Origin of the sequence: Kitasatospora sp. NPDC048407, from assembly GCF_043200475.1 — a bacterium.
In the GTDB taxonomy this organism is placed as follows: Bacteria; Actinomycetota; Actinomycetes; order Streptomycetales; family Streptomycetaceae; genus Kitasatospora.
Window position 1 is genome coordinate 185,322 of sequence record NZ_JBICXW010000003.1, and the last position, 20,339, is coordinate 205,660.

At 70.9% G+C, this 20,339-nt stretch carries 16 protein-coding genes; 15 read left to right on the forward strand and 1 reads right to left on the reverse strand.

From position 1 onward, the window contains the following. The first annotated feature begins 16 nt into the window (after window positions 1–16). The 15 genes from nuoE to rarD all read left to right on the forward strand — a co-directional run bounded on the left by nuoE (window position 17) and on the right by rarD (window position 19,003). The gene (gene nuoE, locus ACGFWJ_RS08940; protein ID WP_392947236.1) at window positions 17–736 is read left to right on the forward strand and encodes an NADH-quinone oxidoreductase subunit NuoE; all 720 of its coding nucleotides are present in this window, start codon (window positions 17–19) and stop codon (window positions 734–736) included. Beyond that, window positions 736–2,094 (forward strand): NADH-quinone oxidoreductase subunit NuoF, encoded by a 1,359-nt coding sequence (nuoF, locus tag ACGFWJ_RS08945; RefSeq protein WP_392946796.1) that lies wholly within the window; start codon window positions 736–738, stop codon window positions 2,092–2,094. The genes nuoE and nuoF overlap by 1 nt, the downstream gene beginning before the upstream one ends. After that, window positions 2,091–4,538: an NADH-quinone oxidoreductase subunit G gene (locus ACGFWJ_RS08950; protein WP_392946799.1), complete on the forward strand. Its 2,448-nt coding sequence runs from the start codon at window positions 2,091–2,093 to the stop codon at window positions 4,536–4,538. The genes nuoF and ACGFWJ_RS08950 overlap by 4 nt, the downstream gene beginning before the upstream one ends. Then, window positions 4,535–5,869: an NADH-quinone oxidoreductase subunit NuoH gene (gene nuoH / locus ACGFWJ_RS08955; RefSeq protein WP_392946802.1), complete on the forward strand. Its 1,335-nt coding sequence runs from the start codon at window positions 4,535–4,537 to the stop codon at window positions 5,867–5,869. The genes ACGFWJ_RS08950 and nuoH overlap by 4 nt, the downstream gene beginning before the upstream one ends. Window positions 5,870–5,877: 8 nt before the next feature. Beyond that, window positions 5,878–6,459: an NADH-quinone oxidoreductase subunit NuoI gene (gene nuoI / locus ACGFWJ_RS08960; RefSeq protein WP_387638409.1), complete on the forward strand. Its 582-nt coding sequence runs from the start codon at window positions 5,878–5,880 to the stop codon at window positions 6,457–6,459. Beyond that, on the forward strand, window positions 6,456–7,307 hold the full coding sequence (locus ACGFWJ_RS08965) for an NADH-quinone oxidoreductase subunit J (RefSeq protein WP_392946805.1): 852 nt from the start codon (window positions 6,456–6,458) through the stop codon (window positions 7,305–7,307). The genes nuoI and ACGFWJ_RS08965 overlap by 4 nt, the downstream gene beginning before the upstream one ends. Beyond that, window positions 7,304–7,603 (forward strand): NADH-quinone oxidoreductase subunit NuoK, encoded by a 300-nt coding sequence (nuoK, locus tag ACGFWJ_RS08970; RefSeq protein ID WP_043915678.1) that lies wholly within the window; start codon window positions 7,304–7,306, stop codon window positions 7,601–7,603. The genes ACGFWJ_RS08965 and nuoK overlap by 4 nt, the downstream gene beginning before the upstream one ends. Window positions 7,604–7,618: 15 nt before the next feature. Further along, window positions 7,619–9,514: an NADH-quinone oxidoreductase subunit L gene (gene nuoL, locus ACGFWJ_RS08975; protein WP_392946808.1), complete on the forward strand. Its 1,896-nt coding sequence runs from the start codon at window positions 7,619–7,621 to the stop codon at window positions 9,512–9,514. Continuing rightward, window positions 9,514–11,127: an NADH-quinone oxidoreductase subunit M gene (locus tag ACGFWJ_RS08980; RefSeq protein ID WP_392946811.1), complete on the forward strand. Its 1,614-nt coding sequence runs from the start codon at window positions 9,514–9,516 to the stop codon at window positions 11,125–11,127. The genes nuoL and ACGFWJ_RS08980 overlap by 1 nt, the downstream gene beginning before the upstream one ends. After that, a complete protein-coding gene (gene nuoN, locus ACGFWJ_RS08985; protein WP_392946813.1) occupies window positions 11,124–12,761 on the forward strand; it encodes an NADH-quinone oxidoreductase subunit NuoN in 1,638 nt (545 codons plus the stop codon). The genes ACGFWJ_RS08980 and nuoN overlap by 4 nt, the downstream gene beginning before the upstream one ends. Before the next feature lie 287 nt (window positions 12,762–13,048). Then, window positions 13,049–14,062, forward strand: coding sequence for a polyprenyl synthetase family protein (locus tag ACGFWJ_RS08990; RefSeq protein WP_387865687.1), 1,014 nt, complete (start codon window positions 13,049–13,051; stop codon window positions 14,060–14,062). Between the two features lie 115 nt (window positions 14,063–14,177). Next, window positions 14,178–14,837 (forward strand): response regulator, encoded by a 660-nt coding sequence (locus ACGFWJ_RS08995; protein ID WP_387638885.1) that lies wholly within the window; start codon window positions 14,178–14,180, stop codon window positions 14,835–14,837. A gap of 171 nt (window positions 14,838–15,008) precedes the next feature. Beyond that, window positions 15,009–16,931 (forward strand): 2-oxoacid:acceptor oxidoreductase subunit alpha, encoded by a 1,923-nt coding sequence (locus ACGFWJ_RS09000; RefSeq protein WP_392947239.1) that lies wholly within the window; start codon window positions 15,009–15,011, stop codon window positions 16,929–16,931. Beyond that, window positions 16,928–17,965 carry a 2-oxoacid:ferredoxin oxidoreductase subunit beta gene (locus tag ACGFWJ_RS09005; RefSeq protein ID WP_392946815.1) on the forward strand — a complete coding sequence of 346 codons (1,038 nt, stop codon included), beginning with the start codon at window positions 16,928–16,930 and terminating at the stop codon, window positions 17,963–17,965. The genes ACGFWJ_RS09000 and ACGFWJ_RS09005 overlap by 4 nt, the downstream gene beginning before the upstream one ends. A 102-nt stretch (window positions 17,966–18,067) precedes the next feature. Continuing rightward, window positions 18,068–19,003 carry an EamA family transporter RarD gene (gene rarD, locus ACGFWJ_RS09010; protein ID WP_392946817.1) on the forward strand — a complete coding sequence of 312 codons (936 nt, stop codon included), beginning with the start codon at window positions 18,068–18,070 and terminating at the stop codon, window positions 19,001–19,003. Window positions 19,004–19,055: 52 nt separating this feature from the next. On the opposite strand, the gene ACGFWJ_RS09015 is transcribed toward rarD, so the two are convergent. Then, complete coding sequence (locus ACGFWJ_RS09015; RefSeq protein ID WP_392946820.1) at window positions 19,056–20,255, reverse strand: outer membrane lipoprotein carrier protein LolA; 1,200 nt, start codon at window positions 20,253–20,255, stop codon at window positions 19,056–19,058. Window positions 20,256–20,339 lie beyond the last annotated feature (84 nt).

A 20,339-nucleotide genomic window follows, 5' to 3' on the forward strand; every position in this document is an offset into this window, starting at 1 on the left:
CAGCACAGAACTCGGCCTGCCGGCGCTGCCGGCCAAGCCCTACCCGCCGGAGGTCGAGCAGCGACTGGCCGCCGACGCCGCCGAACTGATCGCCCGCTACCCGCACTCCCGCTCCGCGCTGCTGCCGCTGCTGCACCTGGTGCAGGCCGAGGAGGGCTTCGTCTCGGCGACCGGAATCCGGTTCTGCGCCGAGCAGTTGGACCTCACCACCGCCGAGGTCACCGCGGTCGCGACCTTCTACACCATGTACCGGCGCCGCCCGGCCGGTGAGTACCACGTCGGGGTGTGCACCAACACGCTGTGCGCGGTGCTCGGCGGCGACCAGATCTTCGACGAGCTGAAGCAGCACCTGGAGATCGAGAACAACCGCACCACCGAGGACGGCGCGATCTCGATCGAGCGGATCGAGTGCAACGCGGCCTGCGACTACGCGCCCGTGGTGATGGTGAACTGGGAGTTCTTCGACAACCAGACACCGGAATCCGCACGGGAGTTGGTGGACCGGCTGCGCGCGGGCGAAGAGGTCCGGCCGACCCGCGGCGCGAAGCTCTGCTCGTTCAAGGAGACCTCCCGGATCCTGGCCGGTTTCGCCGACGAACGCGAGGGCGCGGTCGACGAGTCCGGGGCCGGCGGCGCGCCCTCGCTGGCCGGCCTGCGGCTGGCCAAGGGCGAGGCACTGCCCGGCACCCCGGGCGCCAAGGTGGTCTCCCCCCGGCACGAAGGGACGGAAGCGTGATGACCTCCGCCGAGCCGGCCGAGAAGCTGCTCTCCCCGGTCCTCTCCGCGTTCTGGGACGACCACCGCCCCTGGACGCTCGAAACCTACCGCCGGCACGGCGGCTACGACGGCCTGCGGGCCGCCCTGGCGATGGCCCCGGACGACGTGATCGCCCTGGTCAAGGACTCCGGCCTGCGCGGCCGCGGCGGCGCCGGCTTCCCCACCGGCATGAAGTGGCAGTTCATCCCGCAGAACGACGGCAAGCCGCACTACCTGGTGGTCAACGCCGACGAGTCCGAGCCGGGCACCTGCAAGGACATCCCGCTGCTGTTCGCCAACCCGCACTCGCTGATCGAGGGCATGGCGATCGCCTCCTACGCGATCCGCTGCAACCACGCCTTCATCTACCTGCGCGGCGAGGTCGTCCCGGTGCTGCGCCGCTTGCAGGCCGCCGTCGCCGAGGCTTACACGGCCGGGTTCCTCGGCAAGGACGCCCTCGGCGAGGGCATCGACCTCGACATCACCGTGCACGCGGGCGCCGGCGCGTACATCTGCGGCGAGGAGACCGCACTGCTGGACTCGCTGGAGGGCCGCCGCGGCCAGCCCCGGCTGCGCCCGCCGTTCCCGGCGATCGCCGGCCTGTACGCCTGCCCGACGGTGGTCAACAACGTCGAGTCGATCGCCTCGGTGCCGCCGATCCTGGCCCGCGGCAAGGAGTGGTTCAAGTCGCTGGGCACCGAGAAGTCGCCCGGCTTCACGCTGTACTCGCTGTCCGGGCACGTCACCAACCCCGGCCAGTACGAGGCCCCGCTGGGCATCACGCTGCGCCAGCTGCTGGACATGTCCGGCGGCGTCCGGACCGGGCACCGCCTCAAGTTCTGGACGCCGGGCGGCTCGTCCACCCCGATGTTCACCGACGAGCACCTCGACGTCCCGCTCGACTACGAGGGCGTCGGCGCGGCCGGCTCGATGCTCGGCACCAAGGCGCTGCAGGTGTTCGACGAGACCACCTGCGTGGTGCGGGCCGTCACCCGGTGGACCGAGTTCTACGCCCACGAGTCCTGCGGCAAGTGCACCCCCTGCCGGGAGGGCACCTACTGGCTGGTCCAGCTGCTGAAGCGGATCGAGGCCGGCCAGGGCGTGCCCGGCGACCTGGAGAAGCTGCTGGACATCGCCGACAACATCAACGGCAAGTCCTTCTGCGCGCTGGGCGACGGCGCCGCCAGCCCGATCGTCTCCTCGCTCCAGCACTTCCGCGCCGAGTACGAGCAGCACATCAACGAGCACCGCTGCCCGTTCGACCCGGCGGCCTCCACCGTCTGGGCCGACCGGGCCTCCGTCCACGAGTCCGCCACCGAGAGGGAGGTGCACGCGTGACGGTCACGGAGCCTTCGTCCACCCAGACCGAGCTGGTCACGCTCACCATCGACGGCGTCGAAGTCAGCGTCCCCAAGGGCACGTTGGTGATCCGCGCCGCCGAGCAGATCGGCACCCAGATCCCGCGCTTCTGCGACCACCCGCTGCTCGACCCCGCCGGGGCGTGCCGCCAGTGCATCGTGGAGGTCGAGGGGCAGCGCAAGCCGGTCGCCTCCTGCACCATCCCGGTCGCCGAGGGCATGGTGGTGCGCACCCAGCTGTCCTCGCCGGTCGCCGAGAAGGCGCAGCGCGGCGTGATGGAACTGCTGCTGATCAACCACCCGCTGGACTGCCCGGTCTGCGACAAGGGCGGCGAGTGCCCGCTGCAGAACCAGGCGATGACCAACGGCGACGCGGAGTCCCGGTTCGAGGGCGTCAAGCGGACGTACGAGAAGCCGATCCCGCTCTCCACCCAGGTGCTGCTGGACCGCGAGCGGTGCGTGCTGTGCGCGCGCTGCACCCGGTTCTCGCAGCAGATCGCCGGTGACCCGTTCATCGACCTGGTCGAGCGCGGCGCGCTCCAGCAGGTCGGCACCGGCGTCGACCAGCCGCTGGACTCGTACTTCTCCGGCAACACCATCCAGATCTGCCCGGTCGGCGCGCTCACCTCCGCCGCCTACCGGTTCCGCTCCCGCCCGTTCGACCTGGTGTCCTCCCCGTCCGTGTGCGAGCACTGCTCGGCGGGCTGCGGGCAGCGCACCGACCACCGGCGCGGCAAGGTGCTGCGGCGCCTGGCCGGCAACGAGCCGGAGGTCAACGAGGAGTGGAACTGCGACAAGGGCCGGTTCGCGTTCCGCTACGCCCAGCAGCGGGACCGTTTCACCTCGCCGATGGTGCGCCGTGACGGCGAACTCGTCGCGGTGTCCTGGTCGGAGGCGCTCGCCGAGGCCGCCGAGGGGCTGCGCGGCAAGCGGGCCGCGGCGCTGGCCGGCGGCCGGGTCACCGTCGAGGACGCCTACGGCTGGGGCAAGTTCGCCCGCCTGGCGCTCGGCACCAACGACGTCGACTTCCGTTCCCGCCCGCACAGCGCCGAGGAGGCCGAGTTCCTGGCCGCGGTCGTCGCCGGGCACGGGACGGATGTGGACGGCGGCGGGGTGACGTACCGCGAGCTGGAGGCCGCACCGGCCGTGCTGCTGGCCGGACTCGAAGCGGAGGAAGAGGCGCCGATCGTCTTCCTGCGGCTGCGCAAGGCCAACCGGGCCACCGGACTGCGGGTGTTCTCTATCGCCTCGCACGCCACCCGGGGCCTCGCCAAGCTGCACGGCGCGCTGCTGCCCGCCGCCCCCGGCACCGAGGCCGAATGGCTCGGCGCGCTCGCGGGCGACGAGGTGCTCGCCGACGACGCGGGACGCTGCGCCGACGCGCTGCGCTCCCCGGGCGCGGTGATCCTGGTCGGCGAACGGCTCGCCCAGACCGCCGGCGGCCTGACCGCCGCGCTGCGCCTGGCGCAGACCACCGGGGCGAAGCTCGCCTGGGTGCCGCGCCGGGCCGGCGAGCGCGGCGCGGTCGAGGCGGGCGCGCTGCCCGGGCTGCTGCCCGGCGGCCGGTCCGTCGAGGTGCCCGCCGCCCGCGCCGACGCCGCCACCCACTGGGGCGTCGACGAACTGCCCGCAGCGCCCGGCCGCGACACCGGCCGGATCCTGGCCGCCGCCGCGGCCGGCGAGCTGGACGCGCTGGTGATCGGCGGCGTCGGCCTGGACGACCTGCCGGACCCGGCGCTCGCCGAACAGGCCCTGGAGAGCGTTGAGTTCGTGCTCTCGCTGGAGCTGCGCCCGTCCGCCGTGACGGCGCACGCCGACGTGGTGCTGCCGGTCGCGGCCGTCGCCGAGAAGGCCGGCACCTTCCTGGACTGGGAGGGCCGGGTCCGGATGTTCGAGCCGGCCATCAAGCCCGACCAGCTGATGGGACGTCACCTGCACGCCGACGTCCGGGTGCTGTCGATGGTCGCGGACGCGCTGGAGCGGCCGATCGGCCTGCCCGACGTCCGGGCGGCCCGGCTGGAGCTGGACCGCTTCGCACCCTGGCAGGGCGACCGCCCCGCCGAGCCCGCCGCGCACCCCGCCGCGCTGCCCCGCCCCGTCACCGGGCAGGCCGTGCTGGCCGGGCACCGGATGCTGCTCGACAACGGCTCGCTGCAGGACGGCGACGAGCACCTGGCCGGCACCCGGCACCCCGTGGTGGCCCGGCTGTCCGCCGCCACCGCCGCCGAGATCGGCGCCACCGGCGCGCTGCTGCGGATCTCCGGCCCGGCCGGGTCGCTGACCCTGCCGCTGGAGGTCACCGGGGCGATGCCGGACCGCACGGTCTGGCTGCCGCTCAACTCGACGCCCGGCGGCGGCGTGCACCGCACGCTCGGCACCACGCTCGGCCACCTGGTCACCATCGCCCCGGCGGAGGAATCATGACGGACCTCGCTGCTGCGTACGACACTCTGGGCTACTTCGGCCGCGACCCGTGGTGGCTGGTGCTGCTGAAGGCGGTGTTCTGCTTCGCCTTCCTGGTGCTGACGGTGCTGATCGCGATCGTCTGGGAGCGCAAGGTCGTCGCCTGGATGCAGCTGCGGATCGGCCCGAACCGGCACGGCCCGTGGGGTCTGCTGCAGTCGCTGGCCGACGGTGTGAAGCTGGCGCTGAAGGAAGACCTGGTGGTGAAGGGCGCCGACAAGGCGGTCTACATCCTGGCGCCGATCGTCGCGGCGATCCCCGCGTTCATGGCGTTCGCGGTGATCCCGTTCGGCCCGGCGGGCAACGAGGTGTCGATCTTCGGTACCCGGACGCCGCTGCAGCTCACCGACCTGCCGATCGCGCTGCTGTACATCCTGGCCACCGCCTCGGTGGGCATTTACGGCATCGTGCTGGCGGGCTGGTCGTCCGGTTCGACGTACCCGCTGCTCGGCGGTATCCGCTCGTCCGCCCAGATGATCAGCTACGAGATCGCGATGGGCCTGTCGTTCGCGGCGGTGTTCATCTACTCGGGCTCGATGTCGACCTCGGAGATCGTCTCCTCGCAGCAGCCGACCTGGTTCGCGGTGCTGCTGCCGGTGTCGTTCATCGTCTACATCATCGCGATGGTCGGCGAGACCAACCGGGCCCCGTTCGACCTCCCGGAGGCCGAGGGCGAGCTCGTCGGCGGTTTCAACACCGAGTACTCCTCGCTGAAGTTCGCGATGTTCATGCTGGCCGAGTACGTCAACATGGTCACCGTCTCGGCGGTCGCCTCGACGCTGTTCCTCGGCGGCTGGCGGGCCCCGTGGCCGATCTCGACGTTCTGGGCGGGTGCCAACCGCGGCTGGTGGCCGATGCTGTGGATCGTGCTGAAGATCCAGCTGCTGCTGTTCTTCTTCATCTGGCTGCGCGGCACGCTGCCCCGGCTGCGCTACGACCAGTTCATGAAGCTCGGCTGGAAGGTGCTCATCCCGGTCTCGCTGGTGTGGCTGGTGATGGTGTCCGCGGTGCGGGCGCTGCGCAACGAGGGCTACGACTTCACCAAGGTGCTGCTGTACGTGGGCGCCCCGCTGGCGGCGATCCTGCTGATCGCGCTGGTGGCGGACGTGATCCGGAAGAAGCCCGCGGAGCCGCCGGCCGCCGCCCCGCCCGCGGCGTTCGACCCGATGGCCGGCGGCTATCCGGTGCCGCCGCTGCCCGGTCAGCAACTGCCGCCCGTCCCGCGCCGCCGTCGCCGGACCCCGCAACTCCAGGACGCCCTCAACGGGGCCGACCATTCCGAAGGGAGCTGAGCCCCGCCATGTCTGACGAATCTTCGGAAAAGTCGGTCCTCGGGCCGGCCGCCGGCTTCGGCGTGACCTTCAAGGCCATGTTCAAGAAGCGGCTCACCGAGCAGTACCCGGAGTACAAGAAGCCCACCGCTCCGCGTTTCCACGGCCGCCACCAGCTGAACCGGCACCCGGACGGCCTGGAGAAGTGCGTCGGCTGCGAGCTGTGCGCCTGGGCCTGCCCGGCCGACGCGATCTACGTCGAGGGCGCCGACAACCATGACGACGAGCGGTACTCGCCCGGCGAGCGGTACGGCGCGGTCTACCAGATCAACTACGCCCGCTGCATCCTGTGCGGGCTGTGCATCGAGGCCTGCCCGACCCGGGCGCTCACCATGACCAACGAGTACGAACTGGCCGACGACAGCCGGCAGGACCTGATCTTCACCAAGGAGCAGCTGCTGGTCGGGCTGACCGAGGGCATGGTCGACTCGCCGCACGCGTACTTCCCGGGCGCCGACGAGGGCGCCTACTACCGGGGCGAGATCACCGGCGCCGCGCCGGGCACCGTGCAGCAGGAGAAGCACGCGCACGACAAGGAGGCGCAGTCATGACCTCCACCGGCGAGGCCGTGCAGTTCTGGGTGCTGGCCGTGATCGCGGTCGGCGGGGCGCTCGGCATGCTGCTGATGAAGAAGGCGGTGCACTCGGCGCTCTGCCTGGCCGCCACCATGCTGTCGCTGGCGGTCTGTTACCTGGCGCAGGGCGCGGTGTTCCTGGGTGTGGTGCAGATCGTGGTCTACACCGGCGCGATCATGATGCTGTTCCTGTTCGTGGTGATGCTGGTCGGCGTCTCCTCGGCGGACTCGCTGAAGGAGCAGCTCAAGGGCCAGCGGATCGCCGCGGTGCTCTGCGGCGTGGGCTTCGGCGTGCTGCTGATCGCCGGTCTGGCGAACGCCAAGCTGTCGCACTTCACCGGCCTGTCCGAGGCGAACGCCGAGGGCAACGTGCAGGGCCTGGCGAAGCTGATCTTCACCAAGTACGTCTGGGCGTTCGAGGTGACCGGCGCGCTGCTGATCACCGCGGCGGTCGGCGCGATGGTGCTGACCCACCGCGAGAAGGTCCGCGACCGGCTGACGCAACGTCAACTCGCGGCGCAGCGCGTCAAGGACAACATCCAGGTGCCGCCGATGCCCGCCCCCGGCGTGTACGCCCGGCACAACGCGGTGGACATCCCGGCGCTGCTGCCCGACGGCACCGTCGCCGAGGACTCGGTGATGGGCACCCTGCGCGAGCGCGGCCAGATCCGCGACGTCAGCCAGGAGATGCTGCAGCGGATGGCCGAGCTGGAGGAGAGCACCGCCGACTGGCTCGGCCGGCCGTCCTCCGCCCGTCCGAAGGTCACCGGGCCCCGCCAGGCGCTGGAGACCGTGCCGACCCCGAGCAAGGAGGAGGCGGAGTGAACCCGGTCAACTACCTGTACCTGGCCGCGCTGCTGTTCACCATCGGCGCCTCCGGCGTGCTGATCCGGCGCAACGCGATCGTGCTGTTCATGTGCGTGGAGCTGATGCTGAACGCCTCGAACCTGGCGCTGGTCACGTTCTCCCGGCTGCACGGCAACCTGGACGGCCAGATCCTCGCGTTCTTCACCATGGTGGTCGCGGCGGCCGAGGTCGTGGTCGGCCTCGCCATCATCGTCTCCATCTTCCGGACCAGGCACTCCGCTTCGGTCGACGACAGCAACCTGATGAAGCTGTAGGCGGAGGGCCCTTCAGTGAACTCTCTCATTCCGCTGCTGGTCGCGGCGCCGCTGGCCGGCGCTGCCCTGCTGCTGCTCGGCGGACGGGCCCTGGACCGTTTCGGGCACTGGATCGCGACCGCTCTCGCGGCGCTGTCCTTCGCCTTCGGCCTCACCCTGTTCGCGGACATGCTCGGCCGTGACACCGCGCACCGGGCCGTCATCGAGCGGCTGTACACCTGGATCCCGGTGGACGGCTTCCAGGCCGACATCTCCTTCCAGCTCGACCAACTGTCCATCGTCTTCGTGCTGTTGATCACCGGCGTCGGCACCCTGATCCACCTGTACTCGGTGGGCTACATGGCGCACGACGAGCGCCGCCGCCGGTTCTTCGGCTACCTGAACCTGTTCGTGGCCGCCATGCTGCTCCTGGTGCTGGCCGGCAACTACCTACTGCTGTACGTCGGTTGGGAGGGCGTGGGCCTCGCGTCCTACCTGCTGATCGGCTTCTGGCAGCACAAGCCGAGCGCCGCGACGGCCGCCAAGAAGGCGTTCATCGTCAACCGGGTCGGCGACATGGGCCTGTCCATCGCGATCATGCTGATGTTCGCGGAGTTCGGCTCGTTCGCCTTCGGCCCGGTGTTCGGCGCGGCCGGCGACGCGAGCCAGGGCAAGCTCACCGCGATCGCGCTGATGCTGCTGCTCGCCGCCTGCGGCAAGTCCGCGCAGGTGCCGCTGCAGTCCTGGCTGGGCGACGCGATGGAGGGCCCGACCCCGGTCTCCGCGCTGATCCACGCGGCCACCATGGTGACCGCCGGCGTCTACCTGATCGTCCGCTCCGCGGCGATCTTCGACCTGGCCCCCGACGCGCAGACCGTCGTCGTGGTGGTCGGCGCGGTGACGCTGCTGTTCGGTGCGATCGTCGGTTGCGCGAAGGACGACATCAAGAAGGCGCTGGCCGGCTCGACCATGTCGCAGATCGGCTACATGATCATGGCGGCCGGCCTCGGCCCGATCGGCTACGCCTTCGCGATCATGCACCTGGTCACCCACGGCTTCTTCAAGGCCGGACTGTTCCTCGGCGCCGGATCGGTCATGCACGGCATGAACGACGAGGTGAACATGCGTCACTACGGCGGCCTGCGCAAGTACATGCCGGTCACCTTCTGGACGTTCATGGCCGGCTACGCGGCGATCATCGGCTTCCCGTTCCTGTCGGGCTTCTGGTCGAAGGACCAGATCATCGACGCGGCGTTCGCCAAGGGCGGCGCCGAGGGCTGGATCCTCGGTGTGTGCGCGCTGGCCGGTGCCGCGATCACCGCGTTCTACATGACCCGGGTGGTGCTGCTCACCTTCTTCGGCGAGAAGCGCTGGCAGCCGGACGAGAGCGGCAACCCGCCGCACCCGCACGAGTCGCCGAAGAGCATGACCGTTCCGATGGTCCTGCTGGCCTTCGGCTCGGTGTTCGCGGGCGGGCTCTTCACCCTCGGCAGCTCCTTCGTGAACTTCCTGACGCCGGTCACCGGCCACGAGGAGGGCCACTCCCCGATCAACTCGGTGACCGTCAGCGTGATCGCCACCGTCTGCATGCTGGCCGGCGCCGGCCTGGCCTACGCGATGTACGGCCGCAGCCCCGTCCCGGTGCAGGCGCCGGTCGGCTCGCTGCTCACCCGGGCCGCCCGCCGCGACCTGCTGCAGGACGACTTCAACCACGCCGTCCTGGTCCGGCCCGGCTCGGCGCTCGCCGCCACCCTGGTCTGGTTCGACAGCAGGGGCCTGGACGGCTTCGTCAACGGCCTGGCCGCCGCCATCGGCGGGCTGTCCGGGCGGCTGCGCCGGATCCAGACCGGATACGTCCGGACGTACGCGCTCTCCATGTTCGGCGGCACGCTGGTGCTGGTCGCCTCCACTCTCCTGATGAGGTCGGTCTGATGAGCTACCTCCTCTCCGCCACCTGTGCCGTCCCGGCCGCCGGAGCAGTGCTCACCGCTGCCCTCCCGGCCGGCACCAGCGAGGCCCGGCGGCGCACCACCAAGGCCGTCGCGCTCGCCGTCTCGGCGGTCACCCTGGGGCTGGCCGTCGCGGTCGCCGTCGCCTTCGAACCCGGCGGCCCCCGTTACCAGTTGACCGAGTCCTACAGCTGGATCCGGTCCTTCGGGATCAGCTTCTCGCTAGGCGTGGACGGCATCGGCGCCGTGCTGGCACTGCTCACCGCCGTGCTCGTCCCGCTGGTGATGCTGGCCGGCTGGCACGACGCCGACCCGACCGCACCCGAGGGCTCCTTCGAGTCCAAGCGCCGCACCCAGGGCTTCTTCGCCCTGATCCTCGCCGTCGAGGCGATGGTGCTGGTGTCCTTCCTGGCCACCGACGTGTTCGTGTTCTACGTGTTCTTCGAAGCCATGCTGATCCCGATGTACTTCCTGATCGGCGGCTTCGGCGACCGGGCCGGCGGACCCGACTCGGACCGCCAGCGCTCCTACGCCGCAGTGAAGTTCCTGCTGTACAACCTGCTCGGCGGACTGGTCATGCTGGCCGCCGTGATCGGCCTGTACGTGGTGGCCGCCGACCAGGGGCACGCGACGTTCAGCCTGCCCGCGCTGACCGACGCGATCTCCTCCGGCAAGCTGGTGATCGACCCGACCGCGCAGCGCGCGCTGTTCCTCGGCTTCTTCTTCGCCTTCGCGGTGAAGGCCCCGATGTGGCCGCTGCACACCTGGCTGCCGAACGCGATGGGGGAGTCGACCGCCGGAACCGCCGTGCTGATCACGGCAGTTGTCGACAAGGTCGGCACCTTCGCGATGCTCCGGTTCTGCCTCGGCCTGTTCCCGGACGCGTCCAAGACCTTCGCCCCGGCGATCCTGGTGCTGTCGCTGATCGGCATCGTCTACGGCGCGCTGGTCGCCATCGGACAGAAGGACATGAAGCGGCTGGTCGCCTACGCGTCCATCTCGCACTTCGGGTTCATCATCATGGGCATCTTCGCGATGACCAGCCAGGGCCAGTCCGGCGCCACCCTCTACATGGTCAACCACGGCATCTCCACCGCCGCGTGGATGCTGGTCGCGGGCTTCCTGATCTCCCGCCGCGGCTCGCGCCTGATCGCCGACTACGGCGGCGTGCAGAAGGTCGCGCCCGTGCTGGCCGGCACCTTCCTGATCGGCGGACTCGCCACCCTGTCGCTGCCCGGCATGGCCCCGTTCGTCAGCGAATTCCTGGTCCTGGTCGGCACGTTCACCCGCTACCCGGTGATCGGCATCATCGCCACCTTCGGCATCGTGCTGGCCGCGCTGTACGCGCTGATGCTGTACCAGTGCACCATGACCGGCCCGGTGAAGGCCTCCGTGCAGGGCATGCCCGACCTGAAGGCCCGTGAACTCGCCGTCGTAGCCCCACTGGTGGCCCTCACCCTGCTGCTCGGCGTCTACCCGCAGCCGCTCACCAAGATGGTGAACCCGGCCGTGAACGACACCCTCGGCCAGGTCCACCGGACCGACCCCGCGCCCGCCCACCCGGTCGCCGCCACCAACGGAGGTGAGCAGAAGTGATCGCCACCCACGCGCTGGCCGCCGCCGGCGGCAACAGTCCGAGCATCCCCGCCCCGCACATCGAGTACGGCCAACTCTCGCCGATGCTGGTGGTGTTCGGCGCCGCCCTGATCGGCATCCTGGCCGAGGCGTTCCTGCCGCGACGGCTGCGCGCCTCCAGCCAACTCGGCATCTCGCTGACCGGCCTGGTCGGCGCGTTCGTCGCCGTGGTGGTGCTCGCCGCCCAGGGCCACGCCTCCACCAAGGCCGGGCTGCTCGCGATGGGCTCGGTCGCCATCGACGGGCCCGGGCTGTTCCTGCAGGGCGTCATCCTGCTGACCGCCGTCCTCGCCGTCCTCACCTACGCCGAGGGCCGGCTGGAGCCGCGCATCAACGGCCACCGGATCGACGCGTTCACCGCGCAGGCCGCCGCCGTCCCCGGCGGCGAACAGGAACGCGAGGCCACCCGCGAGGGCATGCGGACCACCGAGATCTACCCGCTCACCCTGTTCGCGGTCGGCGGCATGCTGCTCTTCCCCGCCGCCAACGACCTGCTGACCATGTTCGTGGCGCTCGAAGTGCTGTCCCTGCCGCTGTACTTGATGTGCGCGATCGCCCGGCGCCGCCGCCTGCTCTCGCAGGAGGCCGCCGTCAAGTACTTCCTGCTCGGCGCGTTCGCCTCCGCGTTCTTCCTGTTCGGCACCGCCCTGCTGTACGGCTACGCGGGCAGCGTCCGGCTCGGCGACATCGCCGATGTGGTCGCCGGCACCGCCCCCGTCACCCCCGCGCTCGCCGTCACCACCCAGAACGACGCGCTGCTGCTGATCGGCCTGGCCATGCTCGCCGTCGGCCTGCTGTTCAAGGTCGGCGCGGTGCCGTTCCACTCCTGGACGCCGGACGTCTACCAGGGCGCGCCCACCCCCGTCAGCGGGTTCATGGCCGCCGCCACCAAGACCGCCGCGTTCGGCGCCATGCTGCGGCTGTTCTACGTCGCCTTCCCCGGCATCCGCTGGGACTGGCGGCCCGTCATGTGGGGCGTCGCCATCCTCACCATGGTGGTCGGCTCGATCCTCGCCGTCACCCAGCAGGACGTGAAGCGCCTCCTCGCCTACTCCTCGGTCGCGCACGCCGGCTTCATCCTCACCGGCCTGATCGCCACCGACCGGCGCGGCGTCGCCGCCGTCCTCTTCTACCTGCTCGCCTACTCCTTCGTCACCCTCGGCGCGTTCGCCGTCGTCACCCTGGTGCGCGACTCCAAGGGCGAAGCCACCCACCTCTCCAACTGGGCCGGCCTCGGCCGCCGCTCACCGCTGCTCGCCGCGGTCTTCGCGCTGTTCCTGCTGGCTTTCGCGGGCATCCCGCTCACCTCCGGCTTCACCGGCAAGTTCGCGGTCTTCCAGGCCGCGGCCGCCGGCGGCGCCACCCCCCTGGTGATCGTCGGTGTGCTGTCCTCCGCGATCGCCGCCTTCTTCTACATCCGCGTCATCGTCCTGATGTTCTTCTCCGACCCCCAGCCCGCCGGCCCCGCCGTCGCCGTCCCCAGCGCCCTCACCGCCACCACCATCGCCTTCGGCGTCCTGGTGACGCTCGGCCTGGGCCTGCTCCCGCAGTACTTCCTCGACCTGGCCTCGAAGGCGTCCGTCTTCATCCGCTGACGTTCTTCAGCACGATCCGGCCCCCGCCTGCACTACCTGGCGGGGGCCCGGTCGTTGTCCGTGGCAGGGGGCAACAGGGAGTTCGGCCTGCCGTCCGACTTCGAGCTGGACCTCACCCGGATCATCCCCCGCTGACCTGCGGCCCCCGTCCCCCGGCCCCGCCACCAGGGGCGGAAGGTCCATGCCCGTGCAGTGATCCACTCGGGACCGGATACGCTGCCTTGTATGTGCATCGGCGGCGCTGAGGGACCGGCCCGCTGGATCGACCAGGGACAGGAGTGGTCAGCGTGACCGTCGTGGGGCCCTTCGGGCTGAGCGTGCAGGACCGCGATCTGACCCGTGACGTCCAGGCCGGGATGGAGGCCGTGGAGGCCGCCCTGATCGAGGCCGTCAAGTGCGACGTGCCCTTCATCACGGTGACCGCCAGCCACCTCATCGAGGCAGGGGGGAAGCGGTTCAGGCCGCTGCTGGTGATGCTCGCCGCCCAGTTCGGCGACCCCGCCGCGCGCGGGGTGGTGCCGTCCGCGGTGGTGGTCGAACTGACCCACCTCGCGACGCTGTACCACGACGACGTGATGGACGAGGCCCCCGTGCGGCGCGGCGCCCCCAGCGCCAACAGCCGCTGGGACAACTCGGTCGCCATCCTCACCGGCGACTTCCTGTTCTCCCGCGCCTCCCAGGTGCTCTCCGACCTCGGCCCCGAGGCCGTCCGGGTCCAGGCCGACGCGTTCGAACGGCTGGTCACCGGCCAGATCCTGGAGACCGTCGGGCCCCGCGCCGAGGACGACCCGCTGCAGCACTACCTGGACGTCCTCTCCGGCAAGACCGGCTCGCTGATCGCCGTCTCCTGCCGCTTCGGCGCGATGATGGCCGGCGCCGAACCGTGGATCGTCGACCTGCTCACCCAGTACGGCGAGCGCATCGGCACCGCGTTCCAGCTCGCCGACGACGTCCTCGACATCGCCAGCGACGGCCACGAGTCCGGCAAGACCCCCGGCACCGACCTGCGCGAGGGCGTCCCCACGCTGCCGGTCCTGCTGCTGCGTCAGATGCCCGTCGACCCGGCCGACCCCGAGGACGTCCGGTTGCGCGAGCTCCTCGACACCGATCTGGCGTCCGACGACGACGCCCACGCGGAAGCGCTGCGCCTGCTGCGTCGGCACCCCGCGCTGGAGCGGGCCCGCCGCGAGACGCTGCGCTACGCCGAGGAGGCGCGGGCGCTGCTCGACCCGCTGCCGGACTGCCCGGCGAAGGCGGCGCTGCAGGAGCTTTGTGACACGGTGGCGATTCGCACCATGTGACCGTCCGGTTGGGCGCTCTCACGTGCAAGTGGCTGTCCGTGCCGCGATCCTGCGATCGGGTGCGTTCCCCTTCGCGCAGTTCTCCGCGCCCCTGCGCGCTAGGGTTCGGCCTATGTTGCGTGTGGTGATCGCCGAGGATTCCGTGCTGCTCCGGGAGGGGCTGACGCGGTTGCTGACGGACCGGGGGATGGAGGTCGTGGCGGGGGTCGGTGACGGGGAAGCGCTGTTGCGGGCGGTGGACGGCCTGCACGGGGAGGGCTCGTTGCCGGATGTGGTGGTGGCGGATGTGAGGATGCCGCCGACGCACACCGACGAGGGGGTGCGGGCGTGCGTGGAGTTGCGCAAGCGGTACCCGCAGTTGGGGGTGCTGGTGCTGTCGCAGCACGTGGAGGAGCAGTACGCGGGTGAGCTGCTGGCGGGTTCGACCCGCGGGGTGGGGTACCTGCTGAAGGACCGGGTCGCGGAGGTGCGGGAGTTCGCGGACGCGGTGACCCGGGTCGCGGAAGGCGGCACGGCGCTGGACCCGGAGGTGGTGCAGCAGTTGCTGAGCCGCAGCCGGCAGGTGGACACGCTGGCGAATCTGACGCCTCGTGAGCGTGAGGTGCTGGGCCTGATGGCGGAGGGCCGGACCAACGCGGCGATCGCCAAGCAACTGGTGGTGTCCGACGGGGCTGTCGAGAAGCATGTGTCGAACATCTTCCAGAAGTTGCGTTTGGGACCGAGCCAGGAGGATCACCGGCGGGTTCTCGCGGTGCTGGCGTATCTGGAGTCCTGACCGGCCCGCGGACCCGCGTGGCGGTCTTCGCGAGTTCCCTTCCAGCGGTGCTCTGCCCGCTTAGGATTCCCTTGGTGCGCCAGGCGGACGGGGCACACGGCTCACGCCCGCTGCTGGCTCCCCTCGAGGAGGTCCGCGGCAGTGACCAGTCAGGTCGATCAGTCAGAGGCAGTGGACGGCCCGGGCGGCGAGCGCCGGTCGGGTCCGGCCTCGGCCCGGTCCGGGCGGCCGGCCAAGCCGATCCGGCGGTTGGACCGGGTGATCATCCGGTTCGCCGGTGACTCGGGCGACGGTATGCAGCTCACCGGCGACCGGTTCACCTCGGAGACGGCGGCGTTCGGCAACGACCTGTCCACGCTGCCGAACTTCCCGGCCGAGATCCGGGCCCCCGCAGGCACCCTGCCGGGTGTGTCGAGCTTCCAGCTGCACTTCGCCGACCACGACATCCTGACGCCGGGCGACGCCCCGGACGTGCTGGTGGCGATGAACCCGGCGGCGCTGAAGGCGAACCTGCCGGACCTGCCGGCCGGCGCCGAGATCATCGTCAACACCGACGAGTTCACCAAGCGCGCGCTGGCGAAGGTCGGGTACGACAAGGATCCGCTGGCGGACGGTTCGCTGGAGTCGTTCCGGCTGCACCCGGTGCCGCTGACCACGCTGACGCTGGAGGCGCTGAAGGACAGCGGGCTGGCCCGCAAGGACGCCGAGCGGGCGAAGAACATGTTCGCGCTGGGCCTGCTGTCGTGGATGTACCACCGGCCGACCCACGGCACCGAGCTGTTCCTGCGGCAGAAGTTCGCGAAGAAGCCGCAGATCGCCGAGGCCAACGTGGCGGCGTTCCGGGCGGGTTGGAACTTCGGCGAGACCACCGAGGACTTCGCGGTCTCCTACGAGATCCCGCCGGCCAAGCTGCCGGCCGGCACGTACCGCAACATCTCCGGGAACCTGGCGCTGTCGTACGGCCTGGTCGCGGCGGGGGAGCGGTCCGGGCTGCCGGTGTTCCTCGGCTCGTACCCGATCACCCCGGCCTCGGACATCCTGCACGAGCTGTCGAAGCACAAGAACTTCGGCGTGCGGACGTTCCAGGCCGAGGACGAGATCGCCGGTATCGGCGCGGCGCTCGGCGCGGCGTTCGGCGGCGCGCTGGGCGTCACCACCACGTCCGGTCCGGGCGTGGCGCTGAAGTCGGAGACCATCGGCCTGGCGGTGTCGCTGGAACTGCCGCTGCTGGTGGTCGACATCCAGCGCGGCGGCCCGTCCACCGGCCTGCCGACCAAGACCGAGCAGGCGGACCTGCTGCAGGCGATGTTCGGCCGCAACGGCGAGGCCCCGGTGCCGATCGTCGCCCCCGCGACGCCCGCCGAGTGCTTCGACGCCGCGCTCGACGCGGCCCGGATCGCGCTCACCTACCGCACCCCGGTGTTCCTGCTCTCGGACGGCTACCTGGCCAACGGCTCCGAGCCGTGGAAGCTCCCGGACGTCGACGAACTCCCGGACCTGCGAGTCGAGTTCGCCACCGAGCCGAACGGCCCCGACGGCACCTTCCGCCCCTACCAGCGCGACCCGCACACCCTCGCCCGCCCGTGGGCGGTGCCCGGCACCCCCGGCCTCGAGCACCGGATCGGCGGCATCGAGAAGCAGGACGGCACCGGCAACATCTCCTACGACCCCGCCAACCACGACTTCATGGTCCGCACCCGGCAGGCCAAGATCGACGGCATCGAGGTGCCCGACGTCGAGGTCGACGACCCGAGCGGCGAGGCCCGGGTCCTGGTGCTCGGCTGGGGCTCCACCTACGGCCCGATCACCGCCGCGGTGCGCCGGGTCCGGGCCGACGGCGGCCAGGTCGCCCAGGCCCACCTGCGCCACCTCAACCCGTTCCCGGCCAACCTCGGCACGGTGCTGAGCCGGTACGAGCGGGTGATCGTCCCCGAGATGAACCTCGGGCAGCTCGCCCTGCTGCTGCGCGCGAAGTACCTCGTCGACGCGCAGTCCTACAACCAGGTGCGCGGCCTGCCGTTCAAGGCCGCCCAACTCGCCGACGTGCTGCACGCGGCGATCGGCACGCTCGACGCGGAGGCGACGACCCGATGACCGACTTCCCCGCCCTGCGGCTCGTCCCCAAGGCCGACGGCCCGCAGACCGCGAAGGACTTCAAGACCGACCAGGAAGTGCGCTGGTGCCCCGGCTGCGGCGACTACGCGATCCTGGCCGCCGTCCAGTCCTTCATGCCGGAGCTCGGCATCCGCCGGGAGAACACCGTCTTCGTCTCCGGCATCGGCTGCTCGTCCCGCTTTCCGTACTACATGAACACGTACGGCATGCACTCGATCCACGGCCGCGCCCCGGCGATCGCCACCGGCCTGGCCGCCTCCCGCCCCGACCTGTCGGTGTGGGTGGTGACGGGTGACGGCGACGCGCTGTCGATCGGCGGCAACCACCTGATCCACGCGCTGCGCCGGAACGTCAATCTGAAGATCCTGCTGTTCAACAACCGGATCTACGGACTGACCAAGGGTCAGTACTCGCCGACCAGCGAGGTCGGGAAGATCACCAAGTCCACCCCGATGGGTTCGCTGGACGCACCGTTCAACCCGCTGTCGCTGGCGATCGGCGCCGAGGCTTCGTTCGTGGCCCGGACGATCGACTCCGACCGGCAGCATTTGCAGTCCGTGCTGCGGGCCGCGGCGCAGCACGAGGGCACCGCGCTGGTGGAGATCTACCAGAACTGCAACATCTTCAACGACGGCGCGTTCGAGATCCTCAAGGAGCCCGGCACCCGGGACGAGGCGCTCATCCGGCTGGAGCACGGGCAGCCGGTCCTGGTCGGCGCGGACCGGCACGTGGTGCGTGGCGCGGACGGGGAACTGCGGATCGCTCCGCGGAGCGAGGGGGAGGCGCTGGTGCACGACGCGCACGCCAGCAGTCCTGCGACGGCGTTCGCGCTGACCCGGCTGACCGAGACGGACCTGCTGCACAACACGCCGATCGGGGTTCTGCGGGATGTGAAGCGGGCTGTTTACGACACGCAGATGGCCGAGCAGTTGGCGCTTGCGGAGGAGCAGAAGGGGCGTGGGGAGCTGGCTGGTTTGCTGGCTGGGTCCAGCACCTGGACGGTGACCGCCTAGCCCGGAAGCTGTCAGCAGCAAAAGTTCCGTTTGGGGATGACACCTTCACCCGCGTGCCGCTACCTTTCGTAGGACGTTTCGTGCGCGGGTGAAGGGCAGGCCATGGCGGAGAGTGCGCGGGAGGCCAGGGTCGGGCTCTGGAACGGGTTCGCGGCGTACGGGATGTGGGGGCTGTTCCCGCTGTTCTGGCCGTTGCTGGAGCCGGCCGGGGCGGCGGACATCCTGGCGAACCGGATGGTGTGGTCGCTGGTGGCGGTGGTGGTGATGCTGCTGATACGCCGGCGCTGGGAGTGGATACGCCCGCTGTTGCGCCAGCCGCGCAGGCTGGCGCTGCTGGCGGTGGCGGCGGCGACCGTCTCGGTGAACTGGGGCGTGTACATCTGGGCCGTGAACGCCGGGCACGTGGTGGAGACCAGCCTCGGGTACTTCATCAATCCGCTGGTGACGATCGCGTTCGGCGTCCTGGTGCTGCGCGAGCGCCTGCGTACCGCGCAGTGGGCGGCGGTCGGGATCGGTGTGGCGGCGGTGGCGGTGCTGACGGTGGCGTACGGGCGGCTGCCGTGGATCGCGCTGACGCTGGCGCTGTCGTTCGCCACGTACGGTCTGCTGAAGAAGAAGGCCGCGCTGGGCGGTGCGGAGAGCCTGGCGGTGGAGAGCGCGGTGATGTTCCCGTTCGCGCTGGGGTTCCTGGTGTACCTGGGCGTGCGCGGTGAGGGCAGTCTGACGCACTACGGCTGGGGTCACACCGCGCTGCTGGTGGCCAGCGGGGTCATTACGGCGGTGCCGCTGATGTGCTTCGGGGCCGCGGCGCTGCGGGTGCCGCTGACCACGCTGGGCCTGTTGCAGTACCTGGCGCCGGTGTTCCAGTTCCTGATCGGGGTGACGGTCTTCCACGAGTCGATGTCACCGGCCCGCTGGGCGGGTTTCGGGCTGGTGTGGGTGGCGCTGGTGGTGCTGAGCGTGGACGCGCTGCGCCGGGTGCGGTCGGAGCGGCGGCAGGTCGCGGTGCCGGTGCCGGCGGAGACGGTCGCCAACTGAACGACGACGCGGGGCCCCGGGCGGTCCCGGGGCCCCGCGTGGTTGTTTGTGGTTACTTGCCGGAGGCCGCGGCCTGCTCCAGGGTCTCCGGGGTGACGGCGCCCATGTAGACCTTGCCGTCCTTGGTGATCAGGGCGTTGACGATGCGGGTGGACACCAGGGTGCCGCCCTTGACCTCGCGGCCGGCGAACTTGGCGATGCCCTTGGCGGCGTCCGCGCCGGCGTCGCCGTGGGCGATGGCCGTCCAGCCCTCGCCGATGACGCCGCCCTTGGCGCCGTCCTTGGCGCCGTCCGTGCCGCCGCCGGTGGGCAGCGAGGGCAGGCCGGGGATGGACGGCATCGGGTTGGCGGTGTGGTCCTTCGCGGACTGCTCGATCACCTTGGCGCCCTTGGGGACGCTGAACTGGAAGGTCTTGGCGTCGGGCTTGTCGTAGGACAGGGTGCCGAAGCGCACGTCGAACGCGGTGGCGCCGTCCACGGTGCGCAGCTGCACGGCCAGCGGCATGCCCTTGTCGGCGTCGATCGAGACGCGGATCTCGGCGACGGTGGAGCCGGCCTGCTTGGGCTTGATGCTGAGCTTGTACGCGGCGTGCCCGGCGACCCGCTCGGTGCCGTCGACCGTCACCGAGGTGGTGTCGGAGGAGTGCTCGAGGAGCTGCTTGGCGACGTCCTGCGGGGTGATGGAGCCGATGCCCTCCTTGCCGTCGGGCCGGTGGCCGTTGGTGCCCGTGCCGGTGAGGTGCAGGGCCTGCTGGGAGCTGCGGTCGTACGCCCACACCTGGTCGCCGTTGTGGACCAGCTCGTAGCCGGACTTCTGGCCGGACAGGGTGAGCCGCTGGCGGTCCGGGCCGTCCGAGGAGACGGACAGGGTGTGCGAGCCGCCGAGCAGTTCGACGGCCTTCATCTGCGGGTCGGCGCTGCCGGTCTTGGCGCCGGCGCCGCGGGCCATCTCGCCGAGCGGGCCGGAGCCGGAGGCGAGGTCGGTCAGCGCGGTGGGCAGGCCCAGGTCGGCGTTGACCCGGACGGTGCCGCTGAAGGTGTCGGTGTTCGCGGAGATGGCCTTGGCGATCAGGTCCTGGGCGCTGATGGCCGGCAGGTTCGGCGACTCGTCGCTGGCCAGTGCGGGCACCAGGCCCATGCCGATGGCGACGACGGTGGCGATCGCCGCCGGCACGCCGATCCGGACGGCGGTGCGGCGCCTGCCCGCCCGAACCGCCGTCATGTCCTCTACTGCGGTGGCTTCCTGGTTCACTGCGGCCCCCTCCAGAGCTCGTCTGCTGTCACTGTCCATTGAAGCCCCGCGGCACCCCTCGACGCGTCGCCCGGCGGCAGCAGA

Excerpts from the sequence above, each read along its gene's own strand:
- nuoF (WP_392946796.1), top strand. The coding sequence starts at position 736 with ATGACCTCCGCCGAGCCGGCCGAGAAGCTGCTCTCCCCGGTCCTCTCC.
- nuoH (WP_392946802.1), top strand. The coding sequence starts at position 4,535 with ATGACGGACCTCGCTGCTGCGTACGACACTCTGGGCTACTTCGGCCGC.
- nuoI (WP_387638409.1), top strand. The coding sequence starts at position 5,878 with ATGTCTGACGAATCTTCGGAAAAGTCGGTCCTCGGGCCGGCCGCCGGC.
- ACGFWJ_RS08965 (WP_392946805.1), top strand. The coding sequence starts at position 6,456 with ATGACCTCCACCGGCGAGGCCGTGCAGTTCTGGGTGCTGGCCGTGATC.
- ACGFWJ_RS08980 (WP_392946811.1), top strand. The coding sequence starts at position 9,514 with ATGAGCTACCTCCTCTCCGCCACCTGTGCCGTCCCGGCCGCCGGAGCA.
- ACGFWJ_RS09005 (WP_392946815.1), top strand. The coding sequence starts at position 16,928 with ATGACCGACTTCCCCGCCCTGCGGCTCGTCCCCAAGGCCGACGGCCCG.
- rarD (WP_392946817.1), top strand. The coding sequence starts at position 18,068 with ATGGCGGAGAGTGCGCGGGAGGCCAGGGTCGGGCTCTGGAACGGGTTC.